Source organism: Dietzia sp. NPDC055877, assembly GCF_053615975.1.
Window position 1 is genome coordinate 61,006 of the sequence record NZ_JBSHCV010000003.1, and the last position, 13,885, is coordinate 74,890.

The following is a 13,885-nucleotide window of genomic DNA, read 5'->3' on the forward strand; positions in this document are numbered from 1 at the left end:
GAGCGGGCCGATTGGACGACGACAACGACGACGAGGATGAGGATCGCATGACTGGAGACACGGCATCGGCGAGGTCGGACGACGGTCGTCCCGGGTTCATCGACGAGTTGCGGGAGCTGGCTGACCGGCTGGCTACCTCCGGGGGCGAGGTGGCGCGGCGGATGCTCGCCGAATTCGAGGGCCAGGGGCTGGGTGCTCGGTCAAAGAGTTCGGCGACGGACCCGGTCACGGTCATCGACACGTCGGTGGAGAATCATCTACGCGGGGAGATCACCGCGCACCGGCCCGGCGACGCGGTGTTGGGTGAGGAGACCGGCGAGGCCCCCGGCTCGGGTGCAGCCAGCCGGGTGCGGTGGGTGGTCGACCCGGTGGACGGGACGGTGAACCTGCTCTACGGCATCCCGTTCACCGCGGTATCGGTCGCGGCTGAACTCGACGGTGTCGTCGTCGTCGGCGCCGTTCACAACATCGTCACCCGGGAGACCTGGACGGCCGCGCTCGACCGCGGGGCCACCCTCCGGGCAGCGGACGGTCAGGTCACCACGCTCGGTGTATCCGGCTGCGACGACCTGTCTCTCGCCCTGGTCGGCACCGGGTTCTCCTACGACGCGAAGCTGCGGGCCGAACAGGGCAGAGCGGTCGCGGCACTCCTGCCCGCGGTCCGCGACATCCGACGGTGCGGATCCGCGGCGCTCGACCTGTGCATGCTCGCCACCGGCCGTCTCGACGCCTACTACGAGCGCTGCCTCAAGCCCTGGGACTATGCGGCAGGGGGCCTCATCGCGGCGGAGTCTGGAGCGATCGTCTCGACCTCCCGCGACGACGCCGTGCCGACCGTCGCCGCGGGCCCGGGCGTCTCGGAGGCGTTCCGGCAGGCGCTACGGGATTGCGGGGCCCTCTAGGGTCGTCGGGCCGGCCGGAGACCAACCGGCAGCTTCAGACCCCGGAAGGGGTCAGCAGCTGACGGAACGGGCGGCCGCGAGCTCGGTGGAGATCGGCTGGCGCCCCACCTTCAGCTCGTCGAGCGCCCCCACCGAGGACACCGAATCGGACAGTCTCGAGAAGGTGGTGCCCAGCACGAGATCCACGGACGCGTCGTCCCGGCCATCGGTGACCAGCTGCATGCACGGCGCCGTCAGGGAGAGCGAACGGGCATTGGCCTCGCCCGCCTCGCCGTAGCGGATCTGCCCGTGGCACTCGAGTGCCTGGCCGTAGATCGGGTCGTTGCCGGTCGCGTCGGTGCCCGCGGGTTGGAAACCGCTCTCCGCGAGCTGAGCGGCGACGGCGCCCGCCTGACCGCTCTGCCCGTTGGCGTTGAGCACCCGCACACGGGTGTCGTCCAGGAACGCCGGCTCGACCTCGTCCAGAGCGTTGGCCGACTGCGACTCCAGGCCGGCCCCCTCCGCAGCCTCCGGGATCGGACAGGCGACGGCCTGGGTCGCGGCGTCATTTCCACGGAGCGCGAACGCCCACACGAGGCCTCCGAGGACCAGCACCGCGACCACGAACAGCACGTAGGGGGCCCGCAGGCGCGCCATCCCCCGAGCGGGGGACGGGCTCGGAGTGCTCTGTGTGCTCAGGTGGGCGACCATCGATGGCCTTCCTGCAGGTGGGCGGCGTGACGGCCCGGCAGGGCCCTTCGGCAACACTGTAAACGCCGACGCAGTCGCGCCGCCGCCGGGACACGGAAGGAACCCGTGGATGAAATTCCGTGGGGATTCCGTTAATATGCGTGCGCCGGTCGGACCACGACCGATGCGCGAACCCCTCGACTCGGACCCGCAGAAAAGAGACTCATGGCAACCGACTACGACGCACCCCGCCGGACAGAGGCGGACGAGCTCGCCGGCGATTCGCTGGAAGAGCTCAAGGCCCGACGCGCCGAGGGCGCCACGGGCGAGGTCGACGTGGACGAGACCGACACCGCCGAATCCTATGAACTGCCGGGCGCAGATCTCTCCGGTGAGGAACTGACGGTCCGTGTGGTGCCGGAGCAGGACAACGAGTTCACGTGCGGCGAGTGCTTCCTCGTTCATCACCGGAGCCGCTTCGCCGAGGAGCGCGACGGCCTGCAGATCTGCGTGGACTGCGCGGGCTGAGACACCGCTGACCGGCCACCGGGTGATCCCGGCAGCCGGTCGGGCGCTGCCCCTGCAGAGCACTGATCCCGGGCCCGACGGGCCCGGGATCAGCGCATCAGGTGTGGTGTCAGCAGTAGTGGTTGTCCGGCAGCGCCGCGGCGAGTCCCTCCGGGTCCCGGGTGCTGATCAGCCAGTACGGCGTGGGATCCAGCGGGTCGTCCAACACCACGATCACCATCGTGGGGATGTAGCCGCGATGAACCACGAAGGCCTCGGGATCCAGCTGCCGGCCCATGGCGGCCTGCTTGGCGGTGGCGGGGACCACGGCCGTGCGGGAGATGGCGTCGAAGGGAAGCCGGGCGCGGCCAGCGTAGAGGGTCCCGCCGCCCTGCCCGTCCGACTCGACCTCGATCTTCTCGCGGCTGACAGTGACGAAAAGCCAGGCCATGAGCGCCGGGATGACCACGATCAGCAGCCACATCCACCATCGGGCCCCGAGCGCGGCCGCCAGGGCCGCTGCTGCAGCGGTGATGGCGACCAGGGCGATCCACCACCACACGGGCACCCGGAGAGACTCCGAGTGAACCGGACGAGGAGCACGGTCGCGGGGTGGGCGGAGATCGTCTTCGGTCACGTGAACCAGACTAGCTACTATCCGGCGCGACGCCGTAGGAGGGCACAGACACCATGAACCACGACCATGACACGAGCGGATCGGGTCAGATGCTCCGTCTGCAGCGACTCGATGCCGGTCTTCCGCTGCCGGTACGGGCCCACCCGACCGATGCCGGAATCGATCTCCACGCCGCGCACGAGTGCGAGTTGGCGCCCGGTCATCGATCCCTGGTCGGTACGGGCGTCGCGATCGCCCTGCCGGCGGGCTACGTGGGGCTCGTGCACCCCCGCTCGGGACTGGCCGCGCGCGCGGGGCTGTCCATCGTCAACGCCCCCGGCACCGTGGACGCCGGTTACCGGGGCGAGATCAAGGTGAACCTGATCAACCTGGACCCCGCCGAGACGGTGCACATCGTCCGCGGTGACCGGATCGCTCAGCTGATCATCCAGCAGGTCGAATTGTGGGATGTGGTGGAGGTCGAGACCCTCGAGGACTCCGAACGAGGTGCCGGTGGCCACGGATCCACGGGTGGGCACGCCCGCCTGACCTGACCGGGGAGGCGGCTGTTGGGTAGCGTCGACCGAGACGGTCCTGTCCGGGACCGGGGCGCACGGGGAGAGGATTTCCACCATGTTCGGACGTAAGAAGGCGGCGACCGGGGCCCGCGAGTCCGCGGCAGCGGACGCGGCCGCTGCCTCGACCCCGCCGGCCGAGGGGCCCCACGACCGTTCGTTCATCGGTGATGTCCGCGAGTACTACACCGACCTCGGTTACGGGCACATCGACCTCGGCTCCCTGGTCATCGGTGTCCCGCCGGGTCGTGACCTGAACGTCGCCCTGGACCCCAACGGGCAGCCCGAGTTCCACGTCGTCACCCAGGTGTCGCGGGTCATCCCGCGCGCGTTCGCCGCGCCCAAGTCGGCGGGACAGTGGCGGACCATGGTCTCCGACATGCGTGAGCAGCTCGAGCAGCAGGGAGCGGACGTATCAGTCGTGGACGGCCCGTGGGGTCGGGAACTGGTGGCAGAGCTCCCCGGCGCGGTGTTCCGCGCGATCGGAGTGGACGGGAACCGTTGGACGGCCGAGGTCCGGGTCATGGCCACCCCGGAGCTCGCGGAGCAGGCGGCTGACGAGGGCCGCGAGGTCTTCCGTCATCTGGTGATCAACCGAGGTGACGGCCCGATGCCCGTGAAGGAGCAACTCGCGCTGACCATCCCCGAGGAGATCCAGTCGGCCCTGACCCAGGCGCGTTCACAGCTCGCCGCGCAACAGCAGGCCCAGGCGTTCCAGCAGCAGATGGCAGCCGGGGGCGCGGGCCGGCAGGCGACGCAGGTCGACTCCGGACAGCAGGCACGAGCCGCCACAGCGCCGACGCCAGCGCAGCAGCAGGCTGCTCCGAACCCGGCTACTCAGAACCAGTCTGCCCAGAACCAGGCTGCTCCGGCTCAGGATGCACCGTCCGGCCCGGCTCGGAACGAGGGGCGTCCGGCCGCGCCGCGGCGCGACGGTAGCGCGATGGACCGGCTCCGTGACGGCGACGATCTGTAACCCGCCCGGCTATGGCGAGTAGCTGATGTCCACGTTGGCGCGAGCGCTGCGAAAGATCTCTGCGCGCCTGACCGACCCGGTCGAGGTACTCGACGCGGCCGAACTGGCGGGTCGGGTCACAGGCTCCGGATCACTGTGTGTCGTGGACGCGTCCCGGGGCGACCGGGCGAGCCTGACCGGTCGCATTCGCACAGTCGTCTCCGGTGGGGGCGATCACCATCTCGGCGTCACCGCCGAGGTCTTCGACGGAACGGGCGCGATCGAGGTCTGCTGGCTGGGGCGACGGTCCATTCCCGGAATCGACACGGGCAGGTATATCCGTGTCACCGGTCGTGTCGGACAACGGCACGGCCGCAAGATCATGTTCAACCCGCGCTATGAACTGCTCGCAGGGCGGCCGGGCCACACCGTGGAGGAATCAGATGACCGAGCCTGAGCAGCGGGCAGGCCGGACCTCCGGCCCCCGATCGGCGTTCGGCGACCCCGACGCGTCGCTGATCGACCAGATGGGCGGGATACGCGGATTGGTGTTCTCCTCGATCCCGATCCTCGCGTTCGTACCCATCAATGCGATCTGGGGACTGACCGCGGCGATCTGGGCCGCTTTGGGTGTGGCGGTCGCGATGCTCGGCTGGTCGCTGGTTCGGCGTGAGAACCCGCAGCCGGCGATCTCCGGGTTCATCGGTGTCGCCATCTGTGTCTTCATCGCGTGGCGGACCGGAAGCGCGAAAGGGTACTTCCTGTACGGGATCATCACCCAGGCCGTGTACGGCGGAGCGTTCGCGATCTCCGCGTTGATCCGGTGGCCCCTGGCCGGTGTGATCTGGGGCTTCCTGGACGGTAGGGGGATGGCCTGGCGTCGCAATCCCCAGGCAAGGCGCTGGTACGCGGTCGCGACCTGGGTCTGGGCGGCGCTTTTCGCGATCCGCGCCGTCCTCCAGTACGTGTTGTACCTCAACGACGAGGTCAACTGGCTGGGCGCGGCCCGCATCGGGATGGGATGGCCGCTGGCGTTGGTGGCGTTCGTGGTCACGGTGTGGGCCATACGCCGTGCGATGACGCATGAAGAACCCGTGGAGACGGATGACACCGTCGGGGAATCGCAGGAGGCGACGGGGCAGGGAATTGAAGCCCGTGGTGAGCCCGTCGCGAGTAAGGTGGACGACTCGCCGGAGAATGACACGACGGTGGGCGGGCAGGAGCGCTGACTGTTTCGGCGACGAGTGATACCGCAAAGCCCCGGTGGCCAGGATGGCCACCGGGGCTTCTGAGTCCCCTCGGAAGGGTGCTGGATGTGGTCAGACGGCGCTGGCCGCGGTACGGGAGAAGTCGCTCGGTCCGGTGATGGCTCGGTAGGCGACCGTGGAGGCCAGTGCCGTGATCGGGATTGCGACGAAGAGGCCGACGAGCAGGGCGATGAACCCGACGATGATGATCAGGACGTTCAGGATCGCCAGCAGGAAGAGATTTCCGCCATCAGACTTGATGGCGTTGAAGCTCGACTTGATCGCATCGCCCGGGCCCATGTTGCGGTCGATCACGAAGTGGAACGTCCAGTACAGGAAGAACATGATCGCGATACCCGGGATGATGAGCAGGACCAGCCCGATCGTCGTGGCGATTCCGACGATGATGCCGGCGACGACGAACGACCCGAAGTTGGTGAGCTTGAAGAAGCTGCCGATGTCCGGCTTGTATCCGTCGACTTCAAGCAGGGAGCCCCGGATGGAGAAGGCCTGGATCAGGAACCCGACAACGATGGTCAGGATCGAGCCGATAAGGGAGACGCCCACCGATTCGGAATTCGAGAAGTAGCTGGTGATGGCGTTGGCGAGGAACGACACGAGGGTGATGAGCACCCACGGCAGCGGGTTGTTCTTGAACAGTTGCCAGGCCGCGCCGATGGCCTCGGTGGCGGACGGCCTCCCGATCGCTACACCGCCTCCGCCTGCTCCTGCGTGCGGGTAGGCGGCGCCGTAACCGGGCGCTCCGTACTGCTGCCCGTAATCCTGCTGCCCGTAATCCTGCTGGCCATAACCCTGGCCGGGGTACGGCTCCTGCGGTGACTGACCGTAGCCCTGATGACCGTAACCTTGCTGATCGTAGCCCTGGTGACCATAACCCTGGTCAGGGTAGGGGTCCTGGCCCTGCTGGCCGTAGCCCTGCCCGTAGTTCGAGTCGCCCTGCTGCTCCCAGCCCTGCTGGCCCGACCCGGTGTTGTACGGGTCGTTGTGCGAACCGTCTCCGGTCGGGGAGCCTCCGCCTCCGGTGGTCATGTCGTCTCCATATCGTCAGAGTGGCCGCAGATACCTTCCACGACACCTCCTACGAACCTAGTGCCGACGGGGGCTTCTGGGGAGGTCCAACCCGCCGTGGAGCGCGAGCCCGATCCCGGGAAATACGAGATAGCCCCGCTGACCGATCGTCAGCGGGGCTATCCCGATCACCGTGAGGTGAGGTCAGATGTTGGCGTCGATCTCGACGGCCTGTGCGACACCGGCGACCGTGGCGGCGACCTTGACGGCCTCCCACGCCTGCTCCTTGGTGAGGCCCTCCTTGCGGATGACCGCGTCATGAGCGGCGGTGCAGTTCTCGCAGCCGTTGATTGTGGACACGGCCATCGACCACAGCTCGAAATCAGCCTTCTCGACACCCGGGTTGGCGATGATGTTCATCCGAAGGCCCATACGGACCTGGGTGTAGTCCTCGCCCAGGAACTCCTTGGCACGGTAGGACACATTGTTCATCGCCATGATCGAGGCGGCGCCGAGGGCGGCGTTGAACGCCTCGTCCGAGAGGTGCCCGCGGGCCTCATCCGCGATCTCCGACAGCACGGTGGCCGAGCGGGTGGCCGCGGCGGTCGCGAGGAAGGTGCCCCACAGCTGCTGCTCGTTGAGCTCCGTGGAGCGAGCGAGCGAGCTGAGGTTCAGCTTGAGATCCTTCGCGAACTCGGGGAGTCCGGACTTCAGGTTCTCGATGCTCACTTGATGCCCTCCTGCAGCATCTCCATCTTGTCGATGTTCTTGGTGGGGTCGTTCTTCTGCCAGTTGCAGGCGCAGACCTCGGAGGACTGGAGGGCGTCCAGCACTCGCAGGACCTCGTCGACGTTGCGGCCCACGGCGTCGGGGGTGACCGAGACGAACTGGATGACGTTGTCCGGGTCGACGATGAAGGTGGCGCGATCGGCCACGCCGCCGGCGTTCTCGACACCCAGGGCCCGGATCAGCTCATGCTTGATGTCCGACAGGAGCGGGAAGGGGACGCCCTTGAGCTCGTCGTTGGTCGCGCGCCAGTTGAAGTGCGCGAACTCGTTGTCGATGGAGCCGCCGAGGACCTGCGTGTCGCGGTCCTGGAAGTCCTCGTCGAGCTTGCCGAACGCGGCGATCTCGGTGGGGCAGACGAAGGTGAAGTCCTTCGGGTAGAAGAAGATCACGCGCCACTTGCCGGCGTAGGACTGGTTCGAGATGGTCTCGAAGTAGTCCTCGGGCTGCTGCGCGTTGACCTCGCGGAGGTCGCCGCCCTTCAGAGCGGTCAGCTCGAAGTCGGGGAACTGGTCGCCGATGGTGAGAAGTGCCATGTGATCCTCCTGAGGATTGGGCCGTTGTGGGACGGACAACGACCACTATGCATGAGCCTCTTCAACAGGTAAAGCCTAATGAGACAGAGATCACTCATAGCTTAAGCCGAATAGTCATCGACTTCGGGCTATCGATCGGCCTAGGCTGATCGGCATGGTTGATCAACGGTTCGTTCCGAGCGTGATGCAGCTCAGGGTGTTCCTCGCGATCGCGGAGAGGCTCCACTTCCGGAGCGCCGCGGAGGAACTGGGCATGAGTCAACCTTCGTTGTCGCAGGCGCTCGCGACGCTGGAGGAGGGGCTGGGCCTTCATCTCGTCGAGCGCAGTACGCGGTCAGTGCTCGTCACGCCCGCGGGGCAGCAACTGCTGCCGTTTGCGCGCGCCGCGGTGGCCGCGATGGACGCGGTCGCCGATGCCGCGGCAGGCAGCGGCGGACCGCTCGTGGGCCAGCTTCGAATCGGCGTCATCCCCACGGCCGCACCGTACCTCCTCCCCGGGCTGTTGCCCGCGCTCGCCGAGAGGTTCCCGAGCCTCAGGCCGCGGATCGTGGAGGACCAGACCGCTAGACTGGTCGAGGCGCTGCGCAGCGGTGCTGTCGATCTGGCGCTGATGGCGGTTCCGACGGATGCGGCAGGGGTGGTGGCCATCCCGCTGTACACCGAGCGGTTCGCCCTGCTCGTCCCGGCCGGACATGATCTGGACGGCGTTGACGGGATATCGCCGGAAGCTCTGGCCGACGAGCCGCTGTTGCTGCTGGACGAGGGGCACTGCCTACGGGAACAGACCGTCGAGCTGTGTCGACGTGTCTCGGTTCCGGTCCTGGGCCGGGAAGAGTCTCGTGCGGCGTCGCTTGCCACGGCCGTCCAATGCGTCGCCGGTGGTCTCGGGGTGACGATCGTCCCCGAATCCGCGGTCGGGCCCGAGACGCGGGATCCCGGGATCGGGGTCGCGACGTTCGCCGATCCTTCGCCGGGGCGGACGATGGCGTTGTTCTTGCGGACCGCGGCCGCCGCGGACGACGCGTACAGGGAGTTCGGCCACGTCGTCACGGAGGTCGCCGCGGAGGTCTTCGGCGCACGGGCCGTATAACGTTCAGCCCGCGTCGTCCGGGGTCGCTGCCGGGCCGGTGGGGGCGGTGGGCGACATCCTTTCGAGCCGGTCCGTCGCCCGCACGAAGCGTGCACGCAGGGACCCTGTCCGGACGATCCACCCGCGTTGAAAAGCGACGAACTCGGCTCGGCCTCGCGCGGTCTCCACCGGAATCGGCTTCAGCCCCCATTCCGACAGGTCGTAGGGAGACGACCTCATGTCGACCTCTCGTGCATCGAACGCTGCGCCGAGGGCGTCCAACAGGAGTTCGCCGGGTGCGCCGGCTTCCAGCAACGCCGTGTACGAGTAGATGTCCATCCCGGCGTGTAGGCACGCGGGTTGCTCGTTCGCGATCTGCCCGTCCCGGGAGAGGGCCAGCTCGTTGAGTGGGGCAGCGGCTTCGGTGAAGAAACGGTAGGCGTCGAAGTGGGTGCAACGCAGGCGGGAGTCGCGCACGACGTCATCGATCGCGTCGGGCGAAATCCGCAGGGGCACCTGTCGGTGCCGCGCCCCGTCGGCCCCTGAGCGGTAGAGCATCGCCCATTCGTGAAGGCCGAAGCAGCCGGTCGCCCCGGGTCGGGTGGCGGTTGACTCGACCACGCTCCGCGCGCGTCGAATCCGGTCCCCGCGTCGAGCCATCACCGAATCCGGGTCGACGACCAATCCGCAACGTCCGTAGAGGGAGTCCCGACGATAGTGGCGCCATTCCGCTCTGTCATCGTGGTGTGCGTTCTCGAGGATCACGCCCGGCCCGGGATGCCATCGGCGAACGGTACCGACGCTGGTGCGGTAGTAGGTGAAGAGGAAGTCGACGACCGGGTGCTCGGCGCCGCGCCGTCGACGATCCAGGTGGTCGCCGGTCATCGCGTCGACGAGCTGGTGATGACGGCGCTCCCTGGCTCGCCAGAGTGATTCCGGCAGCAGAACGGGGGAGCGGGTCGGCGCCCGCCTCGGTTCCCGCGCCACCGTCACAACCGCTTTTTCCTCTTGGGACGGTGGACCCGCGATCGGGCTGGACGCCGGGTGGCGGGCTTGGGCGCGGGTTCGCGCCGCCGACGGGGGACCTCGATCTCGGGCCCGAACACTGCGTCGAGCCTGGCCTGCGCGCCGGTGGCGTCGGCATCGACCCGGTCGATGCTCATGCCGGCTTTCCTCGCCTGCTCGATCACCCGCATGGCCTCTCCGGGCCGCACGACCGCGGCCACCGTGCCGGCCGCATTGCCGCCGCGGCCGGTCCGACCGGAACGGTGCACGAGGTCCTGGATGGAATGGGGAGGCCCGACGTGGACGATCTGCCCGATGTCCTCGAGGTCCAGGCCCCGTCCGGCGAGGTCAGTGGTGACGAGCACCCTGACGGCGCCGCTGGCGAGTTCTCCGAATGCGGTCGCGCGGCGGTGAGGAGAGGCGGAACCCGACACGCCGGCCGCGGGGACGCCGACGTCGGCGATCGACGCGCGGAGCGGTTCGACAGCGTCCCTTCGGGCGACGAAGAACAGTGCGCGTCTGCATCGTGCGGACAGCGAGGTCGCGCATCGCTCGGGATCGTCGGCGGTGAGGACGATCAGGTGACGGGGCTGGCTGCTGTCCGCGGGTACGGCGGCCTTCGGCGATGTGGCGGGTGGTTGGCCCCGGTAGTCCGGGACGGCGACAACGGCTGCCGGCTCGGGCGCGCCGAGCTCGCCAGCGCCCGGGACCTGGTCGCCACCGCCTTCGATGCGGTGGATCCGGAGGTCGGGGTGACGACGACGAGCCGCGGCTTCGACGTCGGCATCAGCTGTGGCGGTGGTCGCCATCAAGGTGGCACCGGCGCATCGGGCCAGTAGCGCGGCGGTCTGCTCCCCGAACGAGGCATCCAACAACCGGTCGACTTCGTCCAGGACGACGATCCGGATATCAGCGGGGTCGAGGGCCCCGCTGCGCATGAGGTCGACGAGGCGTCCAGGCGTGCCCACCGCGATGTCGACGGGAGCGATCAACGCGCGTTTGTCCTTGGCGAGGGGTTGCCCGCCCACGAAGCTGGCGGTCCGGAGCCCGGCTCCGGCACCGACCTCGGCCAGGACCTCATCGTTCTGCAGCGCCAGTTCCCGGGTCGGGGCGACCACGATCGCCCGCGGTCTACCCGGGACGCTCGGTGCGCCGGAGATCCGGTGGACGACGCCGATGGCGAAGACGAGCGTCTTGCCGGAACCGGTCGGTGCGACGGCGAGGAGATTCTCGCCGTTGACGGCGTCGCTCAACGCGGCTGCCTGGATTGCGCTCACCGGTCCCGAGACGATCCCGGAGACCGCATGGCGGATGGGGACCGCGACCCCGAGCTCGGTGAGCAGGCGATCCAGGCCGGGGCGTGCGTCGCCGGTCAGGCCCGCACCTCCGAACGATCGCCGCTCCACAGGGTGTGGTAGCTGCCTTCACTGTCGGTGCGCAGGTAGGTGTGGGCACCGAAGAAGTCACGCTGGCCCTGGATGAGGGCGGCGGGAAGACGCTCGGTGCGGAGACCGTCGTAGTAGGCCAGTGCCGCCGAGAACCCGGGCGCCGGGATTCCGGCGCCCACCGCCGTGGTCACCACACGACGCCAGCTGTCGACACAGTCGGCGAGAGCCTCGGCGAAGTACGGAGCCGCGAGAAGGGTGGGCAGGTCCGGGGTCTGCGCGTAGGCCTCACGGATCCGGTCGAGGAAGGTGGCCCGGATGATGCATCCACCGCGCCAGATGGTCGCCAGATCGCCTCGTGCCACGTCCCACCCGTGCTCGGCGCTCGCGGCGGTGATCTGATCGAAACCCTGCGCGTAGGCGATGATCTTCGACGCGTAGAGCGCCCGCCTGACGTCCTCCACGAAATCGGCACCGGGCTCCGACGGGATGGACAGACTGCCTGAGGGGAGTCCCTGACCGGCTTCACGCTGGGGGACAGAGCTCGAGAGCGCGCGTGCGAAGACGGCCTCGGCGATACCGGTGACCGGCACGCCGAGGTCGAGTGCCGACTTGACCGTCCAGCGCCCGGTGCCCTTCTGACCTGCTCGATCCACGATCACGTCGATCAGGGGCCCGCCGGTCGCCGCGTCGACCTGGGCGAGCACCTCTGCGGTGATCTCGATGAGGTAGGAGTCGAGCTCGCCGGTGTTCCAATCCCGGAACACCTCGGCCATGGGGCCGGGCTCGATTCCCGCGACCCCGCGGAGCAGGTGGTAGGCCTCGCCGATCAGCTGCATGTCGGAGTACTCGATGCCGTTGTGGACCATCTTCACGAAGTGGCCCGAACCGTCCTCACCGATGTGGGTGCAGCAGGGCGTGCCGTCGACCTTTGCGGAGATGGACTCGAGCATCGGCCCCACGACCTCATAGCTGGAGGCCGGGCCGCCGGGCATGATCGACGGTCCCTCGAGGGCGCCCTCCTCGCCGCCGGAGATGCCGGCGCCGATGAATCGGATACCGCGCTCGGCCATGGCCTTCTCGCGGCGGATCGTGTCGGTGTACAGCGCGTTTCCGCCATCAATGATGATGTCGCCCTCGTCGAAGGCGTCGGCGAGAGCGTCGATCACGGCATCCGTGGGCGCGCCCGCCTGGACCATCACCAGGGCCCGACGCGGGGAGCTCAGCGCCGCGGCGAACTCTTCGATCGTCTCCGTGCGGATGAAGCTGCCCTCGGAGCCGTGCTCGTCGAGCAGGAGGTCGGTCTTGCCCGCAGACCGGTTGTGTACGGCGACCGTGTAACCCCGGCGGGCGAAGTTTCGGGCGATGTTGGAGCCCATCACGGCAAGTCCGGTGACCCCGATATCGGCGGTTCCGGTCGTGGCGGTCGCGGTCTGCGCGTCCTCGCGCTCAGTACTCATGGGGACAAGGGTAGTCGACGCCGGTCGACACGGCGGACCTGCGGTGATGGAGGATCCGGTGGGGACTCGTTACTGAGAGGGTTCTATGAACTATCTGACAGATCACTGTTGCACTCAGTGCAGAGTTTGCCGGAACCGACCGGAAATCCTTGGAGTTGCGTGGCGATGTGTTGTAACACTTAGTACCGGGCCGGGTGACGGGCGCCACTGCGGGACGGGGGGGATCGGACCGCGTGGTGCGCCATCCCGAGGGGTGCCGGCCACTGTCAAGTGGGGATATACACAGGGGGAAGACCAGATATGACCAGCTCCGTTCTGCCTGAGCAGATGGTTGGTATGAGCACGGTGTTCGAGGACACGACCGAGAAGCTCGGCACGTTCCGGGCCGGATACCCGAAGTTCTATTCGATGGCGGACCTCGGGACCCAGTCCCGTCGCCGCTGGGTCCCGCTCGAGGACGCCGTGGACGGCGGTCGGGTGGAGTTGATGTTCCGCAACTACTTCGCGGACTCCGGCGATATGCGATTTTCCACCTATCTCGTGGCGGAGGCGTTCACCCATGGAGTTCTCGGCCGTGCGGTCGCGAGTTTCGTGACCATCGGACGGGTCTGGGACACCGGCGCCGAGAACATGGCTGTGCGGACGGACATCGAGGGGGGCCTCGACTGGGCGGGCGTTCGCGACACGACGCTGCGGGTCCTTCCGGGCGACCCGTGCGCCGGTTCGCCCGGCACGGTCGTGCTGCCGTGCGAGCAGGCGCTCGCCCAGTGGCTGGCCTGCCGCGCGCGGGGCACGCTGTCGACCGTGTTCGCCGGACTCGCCGAGGTGAGCAACTGTAGCCAGGAGACGCTGTGGTCGGTGGCCGGCGAGAGCGTTCTGGGTGCCGCAACAATCGTCCCGACTTTCGCGGGGACCAGCCCCGAGGTCGGGTACCGACGCGGGCAGCTCGTGCTGCAGGCGTTGCACGACTCCGGTCTGGCGGTGCGAAAGCGGAGCCGCCTGCCCCGTACGCCGGGCGCCGGTCCGATCCCGGTCCGCGACCGCGGGTGGCGTTCGGTCCGCTGACATCTCCTGACGCGCCTCTCCATGTCGAGCGCGCGGGTAGCCTCTGGACGGTCGCCCGGGCACTCCGGGCCGGACGGTC

General features: G+C 68.4%; 16 protein-coding genes. 8 read left to right on the forward strand and 8 right to left on the reverse strand.

Going from position 1 to position 13,885, the window contains the following annotated elements; genetic code table 11:
• Positions 1-47 precede the first annotated feature (47 nt).
• Complete coding sequence (locus tag ACWGLC_RS04645) at positions 48-902, forward strand: inositol monophosphatase family protein (RefSeq protein WP_452098791.1); 855 nt, start codon at positions 48-50, stop codon at positions 900-902.
• Positions 903-953: 51 nt separating this feature from the next.
• On the opposite strand, the gene cei is transcribed toward ACWGLC_RS04645, so the two are convergent.
• Positions 954-1,592, reverse strand: coding sequence for an envelope integrity protein Cei (gene cei / locus ACWGLC_RS04650; protein ID WP_452098792.1), 639 nt, complete (start codon positions 1,590-1,592; stop codon positions 954-956).
• 204 nt (positions 1,593-1,796) lie between these two features.
• On the opposite strand from cei, the gene ACWGLC_RS04655 reads away from it, so the two are divergent.
• On the forward strand, positions 1,797-2,099 hold the full coding sequence (locus tag ACWGLC_RS04655; RefSeq protein ID WP_230929015.1) for a DUF4193 domain-containing protein: 303 nt from the start codon (positions 1,797-1,799) through the stop codon (positions 2,097-2,099).
• A 109-nt stretch (positions 2,100-2,208) separates the two neighbouring features.
• Here the strand turns inward: ACWGLC_RS04655 and ACWGLC_RS04660 are convergent, their stop codons facing one another.
• The gene (locus ACWGLC_RS04660; RefSeq protein ID WP_452098793.1) at positions 2,209-2,715 is read right to left on the reverse strand and encodes a DUF3093 domain-containing protein; all 507 of its coding nucleotides are present in this window, start codon (positions 2,713-2,715) and stop codon (positions 2,209-2,211) included.
• 53 nt (positions 2,716-2,768) lie between these two features.
• Here ACWGLC_RS04660 and dut point away from each other — a divergent pair, with 53 nt between their 5' ends.
• From dut to ACWGLC_RS04680, 4 genes are all read left to right on the forward strand, one after another.
• Positions 2,769-3,248, forward strand: a complete 480-nt coding sequence (dut, locus tag ACWGLC_RS04665) for a dUTP diphosphatase (protein ID WP_452098794.1) — start codon at positions 2,769-2,771, stop codon at positions 3,246-3,248.
• A 79-nt stretch (positions 3,249-3,327) separates the two neighbouring features.
• Positions 3,328-4,245: a DUF3710 domain-containing protein gene (locus ACWGLC_RS04670; protein WP_452098795.1), complete on the forward strand. Its 918-nt coding sequence runs from the start codon at positions 3,328-3,330 to the stop codon at positions 4,243-4,245.
• A gap of 25 nt (positions 4,246-4,270) precedes the next feature.
• Positions 4,271-4,681 (forward strand): single stranded DNA-binding domain-containing protein, encoded by a 411-nt coding sequence (locus ACWGLC_RS04675; RefSeq protein ID WP_230929011.1) that lies wholly within the window; start codon positions 4,271-4,273, stop codon positions 4,679-4,681.
• Positions 4,668-5,453: a DUF3159 domain-containing protein gene (locus tag ACWGLC_RS04680; RefSeq protein WP_452098796.1), complete on the forward strand. Its 786-nt coding sequence runs from the start codon at positions 4,668-4,670 to the stop codon at positions 5,451-5,453. Before ACWGLC_RS04675 ends, ACWGLC_RS04680 begins: the two co-directional genes overlap by 14 nt.
• Before the next feature lie 90 nt (positions 5,454-5,543).
• On the opposite strand, the gene ACWGLC_RS04685 is transcribed toward ACWGLC_RS04680, so the two are convergent.
• The 3 genes from ACWGLC_RS04685 to ACWGLC_RS04695 all read right to left on the reverse strand — a co-directional run bounded on the left by ACWGLC_RS04685 (position 5,544) and on the right by ACWGLC_RS04695 (position 7,822).
• The gene (locus ACWGLC_RS04685) at positions 5,544-6,521 is read right to left on the reverse strand and encodes a hypothetical protein (RefSeq protein WP_452098797.1); all 978 of its coding nucleotides are present in this window, start codon (positions 6,519-6,521) and stop codon (positions 5,544-5,546) included.
• Positions 6,522-6,704: 183 nt separating this feature from the next.
• Entirely contained in the window at positions 6,705-7,229 is a 525-nt protein-coding gene (locus tag ACWGLC_RS04690; RefSeq protein ID WP_230929009.1) for a carboxymuconolactone decarboxylase family protein, read from the reverse strand.
• Entirely contained in the window at positions 7,226-7,822 is a 597-nt protein-coding gene (locus ACWGLC_RS04695) for a peroxiredoxin (protein WP_230929008.1), read from the reverse strand. Before ACWGLC_RS04695 ends, ACWGLC_RS04690 begins: the two co-directional genes overlap by 4 nt.
• Before the next feature lie 154 nt (positions 7,823-7,976).
• Here ACWGLC_RS04695 and ACWGLC_RS04700 point away from each other — a divergent pair, with 154 nt between their 5' ends.
• Positions 7,977-8,912: a hydrogen peroxide-inducible genes activator gene (locus tag ACWGLC_RS04700; protein WP_452098798.1), complete on the forward strand. Its 936-nt coding sequence runs from the start codon at positions 7,977-7,979 to the stop codon at positions 8,910-8,912.
• A 3-nt stretch (positions 8,913-8,915) separates the two neighbouring features.
• Here the strand turns inward: ACWGLC_RS04700 and ACWGLC_RS04705 are convergent, their stop codons facing one another.
• The 3 genes from ACWGLC_RS04705 to gndA are packed head-to-tail and all read right to left on the reverse strand — an operon-like array spanning position 8,916 to position 12,741.
• Positions 8,916-9,884: a hypothetical protein gene (locus tag ACWGLC_RS04705; RefSeq protein ID WP_452098799.1), complete on the reverse strand. Its 969-nt coding sequence runs from the start codon at positions 9,882-9,884 to the stop codon at positions 8,916-8,918.
• Positions 9,881-11,302: a DEAD/DEAH box helicase gene (locus ACWGLC_RS04710; RefSeq protein ID WP_452098800.1), complete on the reverse strand. Its 1,422-nt coding sequence runs from the start codon at positions 11,300-11,302 to the stop codon at positions 9,881-9,883. The genes ACWGLC_RS04705 and ACWGLC_RS04710 overlap by 4 nt, the downstream gene beginning before the upstream one ends.
• On the reverse strand, positions 11,269-12,741 hold the full coding sequence (gene gndA, locus ACWGLC_RS04715; protein WP_452098801.1) for an NADP-dependent phosphogluconate dehydrogenase: 1,473 nt from the start codon (positions 12,739-12,741) through the stop codon (positions 11,269-11,271). The genes ACWGLC_RS04710 and gndA overlap by 34 nt, the downstream gene beginning before the upstream one ends.
• Before the next feature lie 300 nt (positions 12,742-13,041).
• Between gndA and ACWGLC_RS04720 the strand changes: the two genes are divergently transcribed.
• Complete coding sequence (locus ACWGLC_RS04720; protein WP_452098802.1) at positions 13,042-13,806, forward strand: hypothetical protein; 765 nt, start codon at positions 13,042-13,044, stop codon at positions 13,804-13,806.
• The last annotated feature ends 79 nt before the right edge of the window (positions 13,807-13,885 follow it).

Excerpts from the sequence above, each read along its gene's own strand:
- ACWGLC_RS04645 (WP_452098791.1), top strand. The coding sequence starts at position 48 with ATGACTGGAGACACGGCATCGGCGAGGTCGGACGACGGTCGTCCCGGG.
- cei (WP_452098792.1), bottom strand. The coding sequence starts at position 1,592 with ATGGTCGCCCACCTGAGCACACAGAGCACTCCGAGCCCGTCCCCCGCT.
- ACWGLC_RS04655 (WP_230929015.1), top strand. The coding sequence starts at position 1,797 with ATGGCAACCGACTACGACGCACCCCGCCGGACAGAGGCGGACGAGCTC.
- dut (WP_452098794.1), top strand. The coding sequence starts at position 2,769 with ATGAACCACGACCATGACACGAGCGGATCGGGTCAGATGCTCCGTCTG.
- ACWGLC_RS04670 (WP_452098795.1), top strand. The coding sequence starts at position 3,328 with ATGTTCGGACGTAAGAAGGCGGCGACCGGGGCCCGCGAGTCCGCGGCA.
- ACWGLC_RS04675 (WP_230929011.1), top strand. The coding sequence starts at position 4,271 with ATGTCCACGTTGGCGCGAGCGCTGCGAAAGATCTCTGCGCGCCTGACC.
- ACWGLC_RS04680 (WP_452098796.1), top strand. The coding sequence starts at position 4,668 with ATGACCGAGCCTGAGCAGCGGGCAGGCCGGACCTCCGGCCCCCGATCG.
- ACWGLC_RS04685 (WP_452098797.1), bottom strand. The coding sequence starts at position 6,521 with ATGACCACCGGAGGCGGAGGCTCCCCGACCGGAGACGGTTCGCACAAC.
- ACWGLC_RS04695 (WP_230929008.1), bottom strand. The coding sequence starts at position 7,822 with ATGGCACTTCTCACCATCGGCGACCAGTTCCCCGACTTCGAGCTGACC.
- ACWGLC_RS04700 (WP_452098798.1), top strand. The coding sequence starts at position 7,977 with ATGGTTGATCAACGGTTCGTTCCGAGCGTGATGCAGCTCAGGGTGTTC.
- gndA (WP_452098801.1), bottom strand. The coding sequence starts at position 12,741 with ATGAGTACTGAGCGCGAGGACGCGCAGACCGCGACCGCCACGACCGGA.
- ACWGLC_RS04720 (WP_452098802.1), top strand. The coding sequence starts at position 13,042 with ATGACCAGCTCCGTTCTGCCTGAGCAGATGGTTGGTATGAGCACGGTG.